Raw genomic sequence first — 15974 nt, 5'->3', positions numbered from 1 at the left:
TGATCAGGAGGAGGACGTCTTGACCTTGGCCTTCGCCTTGGAACCAAGCCGCGATTCGGTGCCGGCCAGCAGCCGGCGGATGTTCTCGCGGTGGCGCCACACCAGCAGCAGGCCCATGACCACGATGGCCGCGAGCACGCCACGGTGCAGCGGCCAGGCGATGCCGCCGCCCAGCAGGTAGTAGGCCGGCGCGAAGAAGGCCGCCACCAGCGCCGCCAGCGAGGAGTAGCGGAAGAAGAAGGCGATGATGATCCAGGTCAGCCCGGTCGCCAGGCCCAACATCCAGTCGATGCCCAGCAGCACGCCGGCGGCGGTGGCGACGCCCTTGCCGCCCTTGAAGCCGAAGAACACCGGGTACAGGTGGCCCAGGAAGGCGGCCAGGCCGGCGAGTGCGGCCACGCTCTCGTCCAGCCCGTAGGCCGCGCCGAAGCGCCGCACCAGGAACACCGGCAGCCAGCCCTTGGCGGCGTCCAGCAGCAGCGTGGCCAGGGCCGCGCCCTTGCGGCCGGAGCGCAGCACATTGGTGGCGCCCGGGTTGCCGCTGCCGTAGCTGCGTGGATCGTCCATGCCCATCAGGCGGCTGACGATCACGGCGAAAGACAGCGAGCCGATCAGGTAGGCCGCAATGATGACGAGGATGGAGGACATGGACAGGCTCATGGAAGGACCTTCGCCGGCCGCCTCATGCGCGGCCGCTGCGCGCCGCTCGGAAGGCGGCGTCTGGGTATTCGGGAATCGTGGAAGACGTGAGAGAGGCGGCCCCGCTCGGGCCGCGCCTCATTCTGCCAGCGCGCACTGCACCGGCCGCGCGCCGAGCAGTTGCACGCACACCTGCGGATCGATGCCGACCAGGTAGCCGCGCCGCCCGCCGTTGATGCAGATGCGCGGCAGGTCGAGGATGGTCGACTCGATGTAGACCGGCATGTCCCGCCGCGTGCCGAAGGGCGAGGTGCCGCCCACCTGGTAGCCGCTGTGGCGCTGGGCCACCTCGGGCTTGCAGGGCTCCACCGACTTGGCGCCGATCTGCCGCGCGAGGTTCTTGGTCGACACCGTGCGGTTGCCGTGCATCAGCACGATGAGCGGCTTGGCGTCCTGGTCCTGCATCACCAGCGTCTTGACCACCGTGAAGGGGTCGAAGCCCAGCACCGCCGCGCTGTGCTGCGCGCCGCCGTGCTCCAGGTACTCGTAGGGATGCTCGGTGAAGGCCACCTTGGCCGCGCGCAGCACGGCCGTGGCGGGCGTCTCCGACACATGGGCCTTGTCCTTCTTGGCCATCTCAGTTCGCGGGGTCGCGCATCTCCCAACGAATGCGGTCGATCTCGGCCAGCAGCTCGGGCGACAGCGTGGTGCCCCAGGCGTCCAGGTCCTCGTCCAGCTGCGCCTTCGTCGTGACGCCGATGATGGTGCTGGCCACCTGCCACTTGGTGTAGCAGAAGGCGAGCGCGAGGCGCGCGGGCGTCATGCCGTGGTCGCGCGCAAGCTGGTTGTAGCGGCGCGCGGCGGCGAGCGCCTCGGGCCGGCCCCAGCGCTGCTTGCGCACCGATTCGTAGCGAGCGATGCGGCCGTCCTCGGGCGCATCCGGGCCTTCGGTGCCGCTGGCGTCGTACTTGCCGGTCAGCAGGCCGAAGCCCAGCGGCGAATAGGCCAGCAGCGAGACATCCAGCCGGTGCATGGTCTCGTCCAGGCCGTTCTCCAGCGCGCGGCTGAGAAGGCAGTAGACGTTCTGCACCGTGGCCACGCGCGGCAGGTTGTGCTGCTCGGCCAGACGCACGAACTCGTGCACGCCGTAGGGCGTCTCGTTGGACAGGCCGATGTAGCGCACCTTGCCCGCCTTCACCAGGCCGGCCAGCGCGTCCAACTGCTCGTGGATCGAGGTCTGCGTGCGTTCCTTGGTGGGGTCGTAGTACATCGTGCCGAAGGCGGGCACGTTGCGTTCGGGCCAGTGGATCTGGTAGAGGTCGATGACATCCGTCTGCAGCCGGCGCAGGCTGCCTTCGCAGGAAGCCACGATGTCCGCGGCCGTCATGCCACCCCCTTCGCGCACCCAGGGCATGCCGCGCGACGGGCCCGCCACCTTGGTGGCCAGCGTGAGCTTCTGGCGCAGGCCGGGATTCTTGGCGAACCAGTTGCCGAGGATGGTCTCGGTGGCGCCGTAGGTTTCCTTGCGGGCGGGCACCGCGTACATCTCGGCCGTGTCCAGGAAGTCGACGCCGCGGGCCACCGCGTGGTCGAGGATGTCGTGCGCGGTGGGCTCGTCCACCTGTTCGCCGAAGGTCATGGTGCCCAGGCAGATGGGCGTGACGTGCAGATCGCTGCGACCGAGCTGGATGCGTTGCATGGCGGAAAAGAGCTGAAGCGGAAAAGCCCGGCACTGTAGCGCGACGGTTGCGGGCTTGCAGGCGCGCGCGCAGTGCCCCGCCCGGTCCGGCGCTCCAGACCGGCGCCGATGGGGTCGGCGCCTACCCCGGCTGCGCCTGCAACTGTTCCTTGGCCTGCGCCACCTCCATCTCGCGCGGGAGGGCCACGCCGTTCTTCACGGCCAGGATCTCGGCCATCACGCTCACCGCGATCTCGGGCGGCGTCTTGCTGCCGATGTACAGGCCGATGGGGCCGCGCAGGCGGGCGAGCGATTCGGGCGTCTGGTCGAAGTGCTCGATCATCCGTTCGCGCCGCGCCTGGGCGTTGCGGCGGGAGCCGATGGCGCCGACGTAGAAGGCGTCCGTCTCCAGCGCCGCCAGCAGGGCCAGGTCGTCGAGCTTGGGGTCGTGCGTGAGGGCGACGACGCAGCTGCGCCGGTCGGGCCGGAAGGCGGCGACGGCATCGTCGGGCATCTCGGTGGACAGGCGCACGTTGGGCAGCGACCAGGCGCCACGGTATTCCTCGCGCGGATCGCACAGCGTGACGGCGAAGCCGCTGAAGCTGGCCATGGTGGCCAGGTATTCGGCGAGCTGGCCGGCGCCGATCAGCAGCATGCGGTACTCGGGGCCGAAGGTGTTGACCAGCCGTGTGTCGTCGATGACGAGCTCGGCCGGGGCGTGAGCGGCTTCGAGCGTGACGGCGCCGTCGGCCAGTCGCACGATGCGCTGGGTGAGCTGGCCGCCCTCCAGCCGCTGCACCAGCTCGGCCAGCGCATGGGCGTCGGGGTCGAACTCCAGCACCAGCTCCAGCGTGCCGCCGCAGGGCAGGCCGAAGCGGTGCGCCTCGTCGGCGGTGATGCCGTACTTGACCCGCGCCGGTGCGCCGGTGGGCATGGCCTGCTGGCCGACGCGGCTGTGGCGGGCGATCAGGTCGTCCTCGATGCAGCCGCCGGAGACGGAGCCGACCACCGCGCCGTCTTCCGCCAGCGCCATGATGGAACCCACAGGTCGCGGCGACGAGCCCCAGGTGCGCACCACCGTCGCCAGCAGCGCCCGGCGGCCAGCCTGGCGCCAGTCGCGCAGTTGGCGCAGCACCATCACGTCGAGGTTTTCCATCGTGTTCAGCCCTCCTCGGACTTGTCCTTCTTGCCGAAGCCCATCTTCTGCATGAGGCCGGCGACGGCGCCGGTCTTGGCTTCCTCCGCCGGCTCGCCAGCGGCGGGCGGCACGCCGTGCAGGCGCTGCATCTCGGCATCGAAGCGCTTGAAGAAGTCGTCGGCCATGGACTTGGCCGCGCCGTCGATCAGCCGCTGGCCCAGCTGCGCGATCTTGCCGCCCACCTGCGCCTGCACGGTGTAGCTGAGCGTGCAGCCGGTGTCGGTGGGTGCCAGCGACACCGAAGACGCGCCCTTGCCGAAGCCGGCCACGCCGCCCTGCCCTTCGAAGCTGAGTCGGTAGCTCTCGGGCGGCTGAATGTCGCTGAGCGTGACCTTGCCCGCGAACTTGGCCGACACCGGGCCCACCTTCACGGCCATGGTGACGGTGTACTGGCCTTCGCCCGTGGCCTCGAACTTGTCGCAACCGGGCAGGCAGCGCTTGAGCGTCTCGGGGTCGTTGAGGGCCTCCCAGGCCTGTTGCTGGGTCACGCCCAGGGGGCGGCTGCCTTGCATGTCCATGTGGGTCTCCTGAGGAAAGAAATGATGATTCAGCGCAGTCGGCGCAGCAGCGCGGCCAGGCTGTCGGCCAGCTCGTCCAGCGCCTGCAGGTTGTGCACGGCCAGCATGGCATCGGCATGGCGGTCGAGCAGTGCGGCGCCGCGCGCCAGCGGCGCATAGCCGGCGAAGCGCAGAAGGGGATTGAGCCACAGCAGCGCGCCCGTGTGGCGGCGCAGCCATTGCAGCTGGGCGTCCAGTTCGGCCGGCTCGCCGGTGTCCAGCCCGTCGCTGATCAGCAGCACCAGCGTGCGACGGCCGACCAGGCGACGCGCATGCTGCCGGCGCAACTGGGTCAGGGCCTCGCCCAGGCGCGTGCCGCCCGCGAAGTCGGCGATGGCGCGACCGGCCTCGGCCAGCATCACGTCGGTGTCGGCATGGCGGAAGGCGGGGGTGAGGTCGGTCAGGCCGGTGCCGAAGGCAAAGACGTCGCGCCGCGCGCCCTCGCCCACCAGCGGACGCGTGGCCGCATGCAGGTAGGCCAGCAGCAGCCGCGCGTAGCGCTCCATGGAGCCGGAGACATCGACCAGCACCAGCAGCGGCCGGGGCCGTGCGCGCCTGACCTGCCGCGGCAGGCGCGGAATCTCGCCGCCGTGCCGCGCGGCCTGGCGCCACACGCCGGGCCAGTGGATGCGGGCCGAGGCACCCGCCTGCGCCACCGGCCGCAGCCGGCGCGAGGCATAGGTGTGCACAGGCAGCGCCTTCTCGCGCGCCAGACGCTCGACCAGGCGGTACTCGGCAGCGCCCAGGCTGTTGAAGTCGGCCTGCTGCAGTCGTTCGCGCGTGCCGGCGCTCATGGCGGCGTCGAGCTGCACTTCTTCGTCCTGCGGGGCGGGCTTGAGCGTGGTGGGCGCGGCCAGTGCCTCGCGCACGCGGTTGCGGCGCTGCACCGGCTCGGCGCGGCCCTCGGCGTTGGGCAGCATGCGCGCCAGCATCTTCTGGGCGAGGGCCGGGTCCTGGAACCAGGCATCGAAGAGTTCGCGGAAGACCAGCCGGTCCTGCTCGCGGCTGACCAGCACAGACTCGAGCGCGGCCTGCAGGTCGGCACGTTGCTCGACGCCGACCAGCAGCGCCGCCTCCAGGCCCAGCGCGATGCGCGACGGGTCGATGCGCACGCCCGCCCGCCGCAGCGCGCGGCCGAAGCCGATCATGTGGCCGGCCAGCTTGCCGCGCCGTGCGTCGCCGAGTTGCTGGATGCCTGGCATGGCTGAAAGCCTGCGCTCAGGCGGTTTCGGGCGCGAGCAGTTCGGTGGCGAGCTGGTGGTTCAGCGCCGCCACGTCGTCGCGCTGCTTGAACAGGATGCCGGCGGTGTCGACCACCACTTCGGGGTCGAGCACCACCGTGTCCAGCGCCACCAGCGCCCGTGCCCATTCCACGCTCTCGGCAATGCCGGGCGCACGCTGGAAGGCGTTGGCGAAGGGCTGCGCACGCACGCGCTGTACGAAGTCCGCCACCTGGGCCGACAGCGCCTCGCCGGCCTGCGGCACCTGGGCGCGGACGATGGCCAGCTCGCGTTCGCGCTCCGGGTAGTCCAGCCAGTGGTAGAGGCAGCGGCGCTTGACGGCGTCGTTCAGGTCGCGCGTGCGGTTGCTGGTGAGCAGGGTCACCGGCGGCACCGCGGCGCTCACCGTGCCCAGCTCGGGAATGCTGACTTGGTACTCGCCCAGGTATTCGAGCAGGAAGGCTTCGAAGGGCTCGTCGGCGCGGTCCACCTCGTCGATCAGCAGCACGGCACCCGGCGCCGGCGACTGCAGGGCCTGCAGCAGCGGGCGCTGGATCAGGTAGCGCGGCTGATAGACCTCGGCCTCCACGTCGCGCGCACCTTCGTCCTTCGCATGGCCACCCGCTTCGGAGGCGCGCAGGTGCAGCAACTGCGCGGCGTAGTTCCATTCGTACAGCGCCTCGCGCTGCTCCAGGCCGTCGTAGCACTGCAGGCGCAGCAGCTGTCGGCCGAGCAGGCTGGACAGCGCCTTGGCCAGTTCGGTCTTGCCGACGCCGGGCTCGCCCTCCAGCAGCAGCGGGCGCTGCAGCTTCAGGGCCAGGAAGACGGCGGTCGCCAGCCGCCGGTCGGCCAGGTAGCCGCGCGACGCCAGCCCCCGTTCCAGCGCGTCGATGGAGGAAAGGTCGGGCGCAGGTGGGAGGTGGGCGGCGTCGGTCATCGTGCCGAGCTTAGCGGCTCGCCTTGATCACCGCGCGCTGGGCCAGCACGCTGATCAGGTTGGCGCGGTAGGCCGCCGTGCCGTGCAGGTCGCTGTTGAGCTCGCTGGCGTCGATCTCGACACCGCCAGCCGCCTGCGCCGTGAAGGACTGCGACAGGGCCTGCTCCAGCCCCGCATGGCGGAACACGCCGTTGCCCGCGCCGGTGACGGCCACGCGCACGCCGTCGTCGAAGCGGGTCACGAACACACCCACCAGTGGGAAGTGCGAGGCCTTCTGGCGCAGCTTCTCGTACGCCGCCTGCTTGGGCACCGGGAAGCGGATCGCCTTGATCAGCTCGCCCTCCTCCAGCGCGGTGGCGAACAGGCCCAGGAAGAAGTCGTCGGCCGCGATCTCGCGCTGCGTGGTGACGATGGTCGCGCCCGAGGCCAGCACGGCACTCGGGTAACACGCCGCCGGGTCGTTGTTGGCCACCGAGCCGCCCAGCGTGCCCATGGCCCGCACCTGGCGGTCGCCGATGCGCGAGGCCAGGTCGGCCAGCGCCGGGTAGCTGCTCTGCACCTGCGGGTTGACCGCAACCTCGGCATGGCGCGTCATGGCGCCGATGACCAGCTCGCCGTTCTGCAGGCCGATGCCCGACAGCTCCTTGCAGCGGCCCAGGTCGACCAGTTGCTCGGGCGCCGACAGGCGCAGCTTCATCGAGGCCAGCAGGGTCTGGCCACCGGCAAGGGGCTTGCCCCCAGCGGCCACCAGGCCCAGTGCGTCGTCGAGCGCGGCGGGCTGTTCGAAGGTGAATGCGTACATGGAAAAGGCTCCTTCCTTCGCGGGTTTCAAGCGGCCGGACGGCCCTGGGTGCTGGCCGCCAGCGAGGGCGTCTGCGGTTGCTGCTGGGGCGTGGTGCTGCCGCGCTGCATGGCTTCCCACACGCGGGCCGGGGTGGCGGGCATGTCGAACTCCTTCACGCCCATGGGCGCCAGCGCGTCCAGCACGGCGTTGATGACCGCCGGCGGCGAGCCGATGGCGCCGGCCTCGCCGCAACCCTTGGTGCCCAGCGGGTTGTGGGTGCAGGGCGTGCAGATCGTGTCGAGCTTGAAATTGGGGAAGTCGGCCGCCCGCGGCATGGCGTAGTCCATGAAGCTGCCGGTGAGCAGCTGGCCGGTCTCGTTGTCGTAGACGCAGTTCTCCAGCAGCGCCTGGCCGATGCCCTGCACGATGCCGCCCTGCACCTGGCCTTCCACGATCATGGGGTTGATGATGGTGCCGAAGTCGTCCACCGCAGTGAACCGGTCCACCCGCACCTCGCCCGTGGCCTTGTCGATCTCCACCTCGCAGATGTAGGTGCCGGCCGGGTAGGTGAAGTTGGTGGGGTCGTAAAAAGCGGTTTCGTTCAGGCCCGGCTCCAGCTTGTCGAGCGGGTAGTTGTGCGGCACATAAGCCGTCAGCGCCACCTGGCCGAAGGGGATCTTCTTGTCGGTGCCCTTGACGCTGAATTCGCCGCCTTCGAAGTCGATGTCGGCATCGCTCGCTTCCATCAGGTGGGCGGCGATCTTCTTGGCCTTGGCCTCGATCTTGTCCAGCGCCCGCATGATGGCCGCGCCGCCCACGCTGATCGAGCGGGAGCCGTAGGTGCCCATGCCGAAGGGAATGCGGCCGGTGTCGCCGTGCACGATGTCCACGTTCTCGACCGGAATGCCCAGGCGCGCGGCCACGACCTGTGCGAACGTGGTCTCGTGGCCCTGGCCATGGCTGTGCGAGCCGGTGAACACCGTCACGCTGCCGGTGGGATGCACCCGCACCTCGCCGGCTTCGAACAGGCCGGCCCGTGCACCCAGCGCCCCGGCGATGTTCGACGGCGCCAGGCCGCAGGCCTCGATGTAGCTGGAATAGCCGATGCCGCGCAGCTTGCCGTTCTTCTCGCTCTCGGCGCGGCGGGCGTCGAAGCCGCTCACCTCGGCCAGTTCCTGCGCGCGCTTCATGCAGGCCTCGTAGTCGCCCACGTCGTACTGCAGCGCGACGGGCGTCTGGTACGGCCATTCGCGGATGAAGTTGCGGCGGCGGATCTCGTCCTGCCCCAGACCAATCTCCCAGCCGCAGCGGGTGACCAGGCGTTCAAGCAGGTAGGTGGCCTCGGGCCGGCCGGCGCCGCGGTAGGCATCGACCGGCGCGGTGTTGGTGAACCAGGCATCCACCTCCACATAGATCTGCGGCGTGGTGTACTGGCCGGCCAGCAGCGTGGCGTAGAGGATGGTGGGCACCGCCGTCGAGAAGGTCGACAGGTAGGCACCCAGGTTGGCGTCGGTGTGCACGCGCATGGCGAGGAACTTGCCGTCCTTGTCCATGGCCATCTCGGCATGGCTCACATGGTCGCGGCCATGGGCGTCCGAGAGGAAGCATTCCGAGCGCTCGGCGGTCCACTTGATGTTGCGGTTGAGCTGCTTGCTGGCCCAGGTCAGCGCCACGTCTTCCGCGTACAGGAAGATCTTGGAGCCGAAGCCGCCGCCCACGTCGGGCGCGATCACGCGCACCTTGTGCTCGGGCAGGCCCAGCACGAAGGCGGTCATCAGCAGGCGCTCGACGTGCGGGTTCTGGTTGGCCACGTACAGCACGTATTCGTCGCCGGCGCGGTTGTAGCCGGCCACGGCCACGCGCGGCTCAATGGGGTTGGGGATCAGGCGGTTGTTGACCAGGTCCAGCTTGGTGACATGCGCGGCCTTCTCGAAGACCGCATCCACCTGCGCCTTGTCGCCCAGCGTCCACTTGTAGCACTGGTTGTCGGGCGCGGCCTCGTGGATGGCGGGGCCGGTCTTCTTGGCGGCATCGACGAGGCTCACCACGGCGGGAAGCACGTCGTACTCGACCACGATGGCCTCGGAGGCATTGCGCGCCTGCTCCACCGTCTCGGCCACCACCATCGCCACGTGGTCGCCCACGTAGCGCACCTTGCCGATGGCCAGGATGGGATGCGGCGGCTCCTTCATGGGCGAGCCGTCGGGGTTGTTGATCTGCCAGCCGCAAGGCAGGCCGCCCATCTTCCCGTCGATGTCGGCGCCGGTGAAGATGCCGATCACGCCCGGCATCTGCTTCGCAGCCGAAGTGTCGATGGACTGGATGGCCGCATGCGCGTGCGGCGAGCGCAGGAAGACGGCATGCGCCTGGTTGGCCAGCACCACGTCGCCGGTGTAGTTGCCGGCGCCGGTCAGGAAGCGCAGGTCTTCCTTGCGGCGGATGGCCTCGCCGATGTGCGGCAGCTTGGAGAAGTCGGAAGCACCCATGGCGGACTCCTTTTCGCTCAGGCCGTGGCGGTGGCGGACGAAGTGGCGGGCTGGCCTTCGGCCATGCCCTGGCCGCCCATCTTCACGGCCTTGACGATGTTCTGGTAGCCGGTGCAGCGGCACAGGTTGCCGTCGAGCAGCTCGCGGATCTCCTGCTCGTCGGCACCGGGATGCTGCTGGCACAGGTCGATGGCGCTCATCACCATGCCGGGGGTGCAGAAGCCGCATTGCAGGCCATGGCATTCCTTGAAGGCGGCCTGCATCGGATGCAGCGTGCCGTCGGGCTGGGCGATGCCCTCGATGGTGGTGATGTCGGCGCCGGCCGCCTGGGCCAGCAGGATGTTGCAGGACTTCACCGCCCGACCGTTCATGTGCACCGTGCAGGCGCCGCACTGGGCGGTGTCGCAGCCCACATGGGTGCCCGTGAGCTGCAGATGCTCGCGGATGGCCGTGACGAGAAGGGTGTTGGGCGGCGCGTCCACGTTGACGGCGCGGCCATTGACGCTGAGGGATACCTGCATGCTGGCTGTCTCCATTCGAGGGGATGGCTGGGCGGCACGAGGGCCGAAGCGTCGCATGTTCCGCGCGCACCCAGGGGCGGCGCTCAGGCAAAACCCTAGCGCGATGGACGGTCGGGCCCGAAATTCTCAAAATGGAACACCCCCACGAAAGCCCCTCATGGAGACACCGGTCCGTCCCGCGCCCGACCGTGCCGGCGCCATTGCGCTGGCGCGCGGGCACTGGCTGCATGGCACACAGGGACGCCATGCGCCCCCCATCGAACCCTGGATCACGCGCTCGTGGCAGCGCTGCCTGGCGGCCGGCCGCCAGCCGGGCGAGCGGGTGCAGTTCGAGCCCGTCTCGGCGCCCCGGCTGCGCCAGGCCACCGAGGGCAGCCGGCGGTTGATCGAGGCTGCCCGGCCGGTCATGGACCGGCTCTCGCGCGCCATCGCCGCCACCCGCTACTTCGCGCTGCTGACCGATGCCCAGGGCATGGTGCTCGAAGTGGGCACGCTGCCGGCGCAGGACGAGCGCGCCATCGCGGACATCGCGCGCGTCGGCGTCGACCTGTCGGAACGCGCCGTGGGCACCACCGCCATCGGCGCGGCCCTGGCCGAACAGGCGCCCGTCTGGTTGCACCGCGGCGAGCATTTCTTCGACGACACCAGTGGCTACACCTGCGCCGGCGCGCCGCTGTTCGACCCGCAGGGCCGCTGCATCGGCATGCTGGACCTGACCGGCGTGCAGGTGGACGAACGGCCCGAGCTGCAGCACCTGGCCCGCCACGCGGTCCAGGCCATCGGCAACCGGCTGCTGCGCGCGCAACCCCATGCGCTGCTGCTGCAGCTGAACTGGCCGGGCTGCCTGGCCCCGGTCGAGGGCGCCGACGGCGACGGGCTGCTGGTGCTCGACGCCGACGGCCGCATCACGGGCGCGAACGCGCTCGCGCGGCAACTGCTGGGCCTGCAGGGCACGGGGCCCTGGCCGGCGGACGAGGTGTTCGCTGCACCGGCGCATCTGCTCTTCGATGCCGCCACCCGCGGCGGGGCGCCGCTCGAAGTCCCGCTCTGGAGCGGCCTGCGCACCCAGGTGCGCGCCACGCGAAGCGGCAGCGCCAGCCCCCGCGTCGCCGCACGCCCGCGGCTGAAGGAGGCGCAGGACGCCTGGATCCGCCAGGCCGTCGACGACGCCCAGGGCAATGTCGCCGAGGCGGCGCGGCTGCTGGGCGTGAGCCGGGCGACGGTCTACCGCAAGCTGGGGCGGCGCGGCGGCTGAGCGCGTCGCCCGCCTTGCGGCCCGCCGCTCACGCCCCGTCATCCGACGCCCCCGCCGACATACCACGCCGGCACGGCCGCACACACCGCCCGCGCAGCGCTGCCACACTCGCCCCATGACACGACCCTACGAACCCGAAAGCCTGCGCCAGGACGAGGTGGCCGCCCTCACCGGGCCCACCGTCCTCGAATTCGGCGCCAACTGGTGCGGCATCTGCAAGGGCGCCCAGCCCGCCATTGCCGAAGCCCTGGCCGAGGCGCCGGAAGGCCTGCGCCACATCAAGGTGGAAGACGGCAGTGGCCGGCCGCTGGGCCGGGCCTTCGGCGTCAAGCTATGGCCGACGCTGGTCTTCCTCAAGGACGGCCGGGAAGTGGCCCGGGTGGTGCGCCCCGCATCGGCCGACGCCGTGCGGGAACCGTTGCGGCAGTTGGCCTGAGGCACGGCGCCAACCGGCCGGGGGCGGCGCGGGGGCGCCTCTTGCAAAGCGCCTGCATGCCCCAAAACTCGGGGGCATGAACACCTCTCGCACCCACACCCCCCATGCCGTGCTGCTCGCCCACGATCTGGAGCGGATGGAGCGCGGCCACCCCGATGCCGGCCAGTACCGGCTGGTGGCGCAGCGGCTGGCCGCCGCGCTGGACCAAGTCCAGGACACGGACGTGCTGCAGCCGCTGCTGCAGGCGTCGCCCGCCGCAGCGGCCATCTACGAGAACCTGCGCTACCAGCACGCCGGCCTGTGCCGGGCGCCGCTGGAGGCAGCACTCGCGGCCGAGCAGAGCGCCCGGGCCGCCATCGCCCGCGCGCAGGATCGCGCCCGCAGTGGCGCCGCCCCGTCGGGCGAAAAGGCCGAAGGTCCGTCGGCCCCCTGACTGCGCGGCCCGTGCCGCCACGACGCCGCCCCGTCACCGCCATTGCCGCCGCAGGAAGGACACCCCGCCATGACCACCGCCACCGCTGACAGCCTGCATGTCGTCTGCCCGCACTGCCAGACCACCAACCGCGTGCGCACGGCCCAGCTCGGCAGCGCGCCCGACTGCGGCCAGTGCCACCAGCCCCTGTTCACCGGCCATCCCGTGGCGCTGGATGCCGCCGCCTTCGAGCGCCACGTGGGCCGCGGTCAGTTGCCGGTGCTGGTGGACTTCTGGGCGCCCTGGTGCGGCCCCTGCCGGCAGATGGCCCCGGCCTTCGAACAGGCGGCCCGCACCCTGGAGCCGCAGGTGCGGCTGGCCAAGGTCGATACCGAGGCACAGCCTGGGCTGGGCGCACGCTTCAACATCCGCAGCATCCCGACGCTGGCCCTGTTCGTCAGTGGCCGGGAGATCGCCCGCCAGCCCGGGGCGATGGGCGCCGCGGACATCGTGCGCTGGACGCAGCAGGCGCTCGCGCGAGCAGCAGCCGTGTAGGGAACGGCTGCCACCATTGCCCTGTGATCGCGCAACGCCGTTCGGGCTGAGCCTGTCGAAGCCTCGCGCTGGCGCTTCGACAGGCTCAGCGCGAACGGGGGTGATGGCATGGGGCTGAGGCGAGGCAGCGAACGGGCCTCACGCCATTGGGAGCACCGCAAGTGCCAACCCCGCCCCTCTCAGCCGAGCAGCAGCGCCGCCATCGCCAGCACGGCCGGCACCGTCTGCACGAACAGGATCTTGCGGCTCGACGTGGCAGCGCCGTACAACCCTGCCACCGCCACGCAGGCCAGGAAGAACAGCTTGACCGCGATGCCCGCGGCGCCGAGCCACAGGCCCCAGAACAGGCCCGCCGCCAGGAAGCCGTTGTAAAGGCCCTGGTTGGCCGCCAGCACACGCGTGGCACGGGCGAACTCGGGTTTCAGGCCGAAGGCCTTGTGGCCGCGCGGCGTGTCCCAGAAGAACATCTCCAGCACCAGGATGTAGACGTGGATGAGGGCCACCAGGGCCGTCAGCAGGTTTCCGATCACGTTGTTCTCTCTTTCCTCTCGACCGCCATTCGGCCTGGGGCATCATCGCCGACCCGCCCCTCATGGCGCCTGCCGCCCTCCTTCCCATGCCTTTCTCCATCGCGGCGCCCGCCAATTTCGAACTGCTGGTGCGCAAGAGCCGCTTCCTGGCCTGCGTGCAGGCGGTGCCCGACCGGGCGGCCGCGCAGGCCATCGTGGCGCAGTTGCGGGCGCAGCATCCGGATGCGGCCCACGTCTGCTGGGCCTTGATGGCGGGCGGCCAGTCCGCGGCCGTGGACGATGGCGAGCCTACGGGCACCGCCGGCCGGCCGATGCTGGAGGTGCTGCGCCACCATGAGCTCGAAGGCGTTCTGGCCACGGTCGTGCGTTACTTCGGCGGCGTGAAGCTTGGGGCCGGCGGGCTGGTCCGCGCCTACACCGACGCCGTCGCACAGGCGCTGAAGGCCGCGCAGACCGTGCCGCTGCAGCGGCGCGTCACGCTGAGCTGCGAAGTGCCCTACGCCCTGGAAGGGACCGTCCGCCGCGAACTGGCGCACGCCGGCGCCGCCCTGCTGGAGGTGAACCACGGCAGCGTCGTGCGGCTTCGCTTCGAGGTGGTCGACGATGCGGCGTCCGCGCTGAAGGCGGCCATCACCGACGCGGCGCAGGGACGCGTGGGCTGGGGCTGACACGCGCCGTTGGGGGCAAGCGGCCAAGCGTCACAGGGGCGGAGGCGCTGACGGCACCGCGCCGTGCAGACCGCTTGGGGCGCAGGCCGCAGGCATCGAGGTCCGCTATCGCTCCGTTCCTACGCCAGCGCCTCGCCGAAATTCTTAGGATGAATGCGAGTCCATTCGTATTTACCCTTGTTTTGGAGCCGCCATGCCCTTCACCGTCGCCGACCTCCTCGCCCACAGCCTTGCCGACCTCGGCGTCGAGCGCATCTGGGGCGTGACGGGCGACAGCCTCAACGGTCTCAACGACAGCCTGCGCCGGCTGGGCCGCATCGAATGGATGCATGTGCGGCACGAGGAATCGGCCGCCTTCGCCGCGGGTGCCGAGGCGGCGCTGACCGGCAGTCTGGCGGTCTGCGCCGGCAGTTGCGGGCCCGGCAATCTGCACCTGATCAACGGTCTGTTCGACTGCCAGCGCAACCGGGTGCCGGTGCTGGCCATCGCGGCGCACATTCCCTCCTCGGAGATCGGGCTGGGCTACTTCCAGGAGACGCATCCGCAGGAGCTGTTCCGCGAATGCGCGGACTATGTGGAGCTGGTCTCCAACCCGGCGCAGATGCCGGCTGTGCTGCACCGCGCGATCCAGACGGCCGTGGGCCGGGGCGGCGTGGCGGTGCTGGTGATCCCGGGCGACGTGGCGCTGGCCGCCTCGCCGGTGGAGCAGGCGCCGCGCATCCCGCTGGCGCCGCGGCCGCGCATCGTGCCGCCGGACGCCGCGCTCGACGAACTCGCCGCCCACCTGGACGGCAGCGGGGCCATAACCATCCTTGCCGGCAGCGGCTGTGCCGGCCATCACGATGCCGTGGTCGCCCTGGCCGAACGGCTCAAGGCGCCCATCGTCCATGCGCTGCGCGGCAAGGAGCATGTGGAATGGGACAACCCCTACGACGTGGGCATGACCGGCCTGATCGGCTTCGCCTCCGGCTACCACGCCATGGAGAACGCCGACACCCTGCTGATGCTGGGCACCGACTTTCCCTACCGCGCCTTCTATCCCAAGGACGCGCACATCGTGCAGATCGACCGCGACCCCGGCGCCCTCGGCCGCCGGGCGCCGCTGGCGCAGGGTCTGGTCGGCGACGTGGGTGACACCATCGCCGCACTGCTGCCGCGACTCCAGGACCACCACGACCGGCGCTTCCTCGATGGCGCACTGGCCCACTATGCGAAGGCGCGCGAAGGCCTGGACGACCTGGCCGTGGCCACCGGTGCGGGTCGACCGCTGCACCCGCAGTACGTGGCGCAGCGGGTGAGCGCGATGGCGGCGGACGATGCCGTCTTCACCGCCGATGTGGGCACCCCCACGGTGTGGGCCGCGCGCTACCTGAAGATGAATGGCCGGCGCCGGCTCATCGGCTCCTTCAACCATGGCTCCATGGCCAACGCCATGCTGCAGGCCATGGGCGCCCAGGCCGCGGCGCGGGGGCGGCAGGTGGTCTCGCTCTCGGGCGACGGCGGCTTCACCATGATGATGGGCGACTTCCTGAGCCTGGTGCAGCTGGGCCTGCCGGTGAAGGTGATCGTCTTCAACAACGGCAGCCTGGGTTTCGTCGCCATGGAGATGAAATCCGGCGGCTATCTGGACACCGGCACCGACCTGGCCAACCCGGACTTCGCGGCGATGGCGACGGCCATGGGCGTGCGCGGCATCCGCGTCACCGACTCCGCCGAGCTGGACGGCGCCCTGGCCGCCGCCTTCGCCCACGACGGCCCGGCGCTGGTGGACGTGGTCACGGCCAAGCAGGAACTGGTGCTGCCGCCCAAGATCGAGGCGGAACAGGCCAAGGGCTTCGGCCTGTACCTGCTCAAGGCCATCATCAATGGCCGCGGGGACGAGGTGGTGGAGCTGGCGCGCACGAACCTGTGGCGCTGAGGACCGGGCGTCCGGGTCGATAATCCACGCCCTTCGTCGGCCCGCCCCGCAGCGGGCCGACCTCGCGCACAGCATTCGCCATCCGGCAGCAGGCATGCGCGGCCCCTGGACATCGACAAGCAATTGCAAGACCCGAGCACCGCCCTGCCGACGCCGGCCAGCGCAGACCTCTCCGCGCAC

At 70.8% G+C, this 15974-nt stretch carries 17 protein-coding genes; 6 read left to right on the top strand and 11 right to left on the bottom strand.

What is annotated here, in order from left to right; all coding sequences use genetic code 11:
- Positions 1–3 precede the first annotated feature (3 nt).
- From plsY to L0984_RS17375, 10 genes are all read right to left on the bottom strand, one after another.
- On the bottom strand, positions 4–648 hold the full coding sequence (gene plsY, locus L0984_RS17420; RefSeq protein WP_370646041.1) for a glycerol-3-phosphate 1-O-acyltransferase PlsY: 645 nt from the start codon (positions 646–648) through the stop codon (positions 4–6).
- Positions 649–777: 129 nt separating this feature from the next.
- Entirely contained in the window at positions 778–1275 is a 498-nt protein-coding gene (locus L0984_RS17415) for an aminoacyl-tRNA deacylase (protein ID WP_076508675.1), read from the bottom strand.
- Between the two features lies 1 nt (position 1276).
- A complete protein-coding gene (locus L0984_RS17410) occupies positions 1277–2338 on the bottom strand; it encodes an aldo/keto reductase (RefSeq protein WP_234194983.1) in 1062 nt (353 codons plus the stop codon).
- A 121-nt stretch (positions 2339–2459) separates the two neighbouring features.
- Positions 2460–3473 carry an XdhC family protein gene (locus L0984_RS17405; RefSeq protein ID WP_234194981.1) on the bottom strand — a complete coding sequence of 338 codons (1014 nt, stop codon included), beginning with the start codon at positions 3471–3473 and terminating at the stop codon, positions 2460–2462.
- Positions 3474–3478: 5 nt separating this feature from the next.
- On the bottom strand, positions 3479–4033 hold the full coding sequence (locus L0984_RS17400) for a CoxG family protein (protein WP_076508682.1): 555 nt from the start codon (positions 4031–4033) through the stop codon (positions 3479–3481).
- Between the two features lie 29 nt (positions 4034–4062).
- Entirely contained in the window at positions 4063–5274 is a 1212-nt protein-coding gene (locus L0984_RS17395; RefSeq protein WP_234194979.1) for a vWA domain-containing protein, read from the bottom strand.
- Between the two features lie 16 nt (positions 5275–5290).
- Positions 5291–6229: an AAA family ATPase gene (locus L0984_RS17390; protein WP_234194978.1), complete on the bottom strand. Its 939-nt coding sequence runs from the start codon at positions 6227–6229 to the stop codon at positions 5291–5293.
- Positions 6230–6239: 10 nt separating this feature from the next.
- Positions 6240–7031, bottom strand: a complete 792-nt coding sequence (locus L0984_RS17385; RefSeq protein WP_234194977.1) for an FAD binding domain-containing protein — start codon at positions 7029–7031, stop codon at positions 6240–6242.
- 26 nt (positions 7032–7057) lie between these two features.
- Complete coding sequence (locus L0984_RS17380) at positions 7058–9499, bottom strand: xanthine dehydrogenase family protein molybdopterin-binding subunit (RefSeq protein ID WP_234194976.1); 2442 nt, start codon at positions 9497–9499, stop codon at positions 7058–7060.
- A 17-nt stretch (positions 9500–9516) separates the two neighbouring features.
- Positions 9517–10020 (bottom strand): (2Fe-2S)-binding protein, encoded by a 504-nt coding sequence (locus tag L0984_RS17375; RefSeq protein ID WP_234194975.1) that lies wholly within the window; start codon positions 10018–10020, stop codon positions 9517–9519.
- Between the two features lie 157 nt (positions 10021–10177).
- Between L0984_RS17375 and L0984_RS17370 the strand changes: the two genes are divergently transcribed.
- The 4 genes from L0984_RS17370 to trxC all read left to right on the top strand — a co-directional run bounded on the left by L0984_RS17370 (position 10178) and on the right by trxC (position 12678).
- Positions 10178–11275 (top strand): GAF domain-containing protein, encoded by a 1098-nt coding sequence (locus L0984_RS17370; RefSeq protein ID WP_234194974.1) that lies wholly within the window; start codon positions 10178–10180, stop codon positions 11273–11275.
- Between the two features lie 115 nt (positions 11276–11390).
- Complete coding sequence (locus tag L0984_RS17365) at positions 11391–11711, top strand: thioredoxin family protein (RefSeq protein WP_234194973.1); 321 nt, start codon at positions 11391–11393, stop codon at positions 11709–11711.
- Positions 11712–11787: 76 nt separating this feature from the next.
- Positions 11788–12144: a hypothetical protein gene (locus L0984_RS17360; RefSeq protein WP_234194971.1), complete on the top strand. Its 357-nt coding sequence runs from the start codon at positions 11788–11790 to the stop codon at positions 12142–12144.
- Positions 12145–12213: 69 nt separating this feature from the next.
- Positions 12214–12678: a thioredoxin TrxC gene (gene trxC, locus L0984_RS17355; RefSeq protein WP_234194969.1), complete on the top strand. Its 465-nt coding sequence runs from the start codon at positions 12214–12216 to the stop codon at positions 12676–12678.
- A gap of 179 nt (positions 12679–12857) precedes the next feature.
- On the opposite strand, the gene L0984_RS17350 is transcribed toward trxC, so the two are convergent.
- Positions 12858–13205 carry a DUF1304 domain-containing protein gene (locus L0984_RS17350; RefSeq protein WP_304307964.1) on the bottom strand — a complete coding sequence of 116 codons (348 nt, stop codon included), beginning with the start codon at positions 13203–13205 and terminating at the stop codon, positions 12858–12860.
- A gap of 89 nt (positions 13206–13294) precedes the next feature.
- On the opposite strand from L0984_RS17350, the gene L0984_RS17345 reads away from it, so the two are divergent.
- Both L0984_RS17345 and poxB read left to right on the top strand, forming a co-directional pair.
- Complete coding sequence (locus tag L0984_RS17345; protein ID WP_234194965.1) at positions 13295–13876, top strand: IMPACT family protein; 582 nt, start codon at positions 13295–13297, stop codon at positions 13874–13876.
- Between the two features lie 193 nt (positions 13877–14069).
- A complete protein-coding gene (gene poxB / locus L0984_RS17340; RefSeq protein WP_234194964.1) occupies positions 14070–15794 on the top strand; it encodes a ubiquinone-dependent pyruvate dehydrogenase in 1725 nt (574 codons plus the stop codon).
- Positions 15795–15974 lie beyond the last annotated feature (180 nt).

Source organism: Pseudacidovorax sp. NFM-22, assembly GCF_021401245.1.
Taxonomy (GTDB): domain Bacteria; phylum Pseudomonadota; class Gammaproteobacteria; order Burkholderiales; family Burkholderiaceae_C; genus Xenophilus.
This window is presented reverse-complemented; position numbering and strand designations above follow the sequence as displayed.

Coding starts and splice junctions, on each gene's coding strand:
- L0984_RS17415 (WP_076508675.1), bottom strand. CDS start 1,275: ATGGCCAAGAAGGACAAGGCCCATGTGTCGGAGACGCCCGCCACGGCC.
- L0984_RS17405 (WP_234194981.1), bottom strand. CDS start 3,473: ATGGAAAACCTCGACGTGATGGTGCTGCGCCAACTGCGCGACTGGCGC.
- L0984_RS17385 (WP_234194977.1), bottom strand. CDS start 7,031: ATGTACGCATTCACCTTCGAACAGCCCGCCGCGCTCGACGACGCACTG.
- L0984_RS17360 (WP_234194971.1), top strand. CDS start 11,788: ATGAACACCTCTCGCACCCACACCCCCCATGCCGTGCTGCTCGCCCAC.
- L0984_RS17390 (WP_234194978.1), bottom strand. CDS start 6,229: ATGACCGACGCCGCCCACCTCCCACCTGCGCCCGACCTTTCCTCCATC.
- poxB (WP_234194964.1), top strand. CDS start 14,070: ATGCCCTTCACCGTCGCCGACCTCCTCGCCCACAGCCTTGCCGACCTC.
- L0984_RS17395 (WP_234194979.1), bottom strand. CDS start 5,274: ATGCCAGGCATCCAGCAACTCGGCGACGCACGGCGCGGCAAGCTGGCC.
- L0984_RS17345 (WP_234194965.1), top strand. CDS start 13,295: ATGCCTTTCTCCATCGCGGCGCCCGCCAATTTCGAACTGCTGGTGCGC.
- trxC (WP_234194969.1), top strand. CDS start 12,214: ATGACCACCGCCACCGCTGACAGCCTGCATGTCGTCTGCCCGCACTGC.
- L0984_RS17380 (WP_234194976.1), bottom strand. CDS start 9,499: ATGGGTGCTTCCGACTTCTCCAAGCTGCCGCACATCGGCGAGGCCATC.
- L0984_RS17375 (WP_234194975.1), bottom strand. CDS start 10,020: ATGCAGGTATCCCTCAGCGTCAATGGCCGCGCCGTCAACGTGGACGCG.
- plsY (WP_370646041.1), bottom strand. CDS start 648: ATGTCCTCCATCCTCGTCATCATTGCGGCCTACCTGATCGGCTCGCTG.
- L0984_RS17410 (WP_234194983.1), bottom strand. CDS start 2,338: ATGCAACGCATCCAGCTCGGTCGCAGCGATCTGCACGTCACGCCCATC.
- L0984_RS17365 (WP_234194973.1), top strand. CDS start 11,391: ATGACACGACCCTACGAACCCGAAAGCCTGCGCCAGGACGAGGTGGCC.
- L0984_RS17370 (WP_234194974.1), top strand. CDS start 10,178: ATGGAGACACCGGTCCGTCCCGCGCCCGACCGTGCCGGCGCCATTGCG.
- L0984_RS17400 (WP_076508682.1), bottom strand. CDS start 4,033: ATGGACATGCAAGGCAGCCGCCCCCTGGGCGTGACCCAGCAACAGGCC.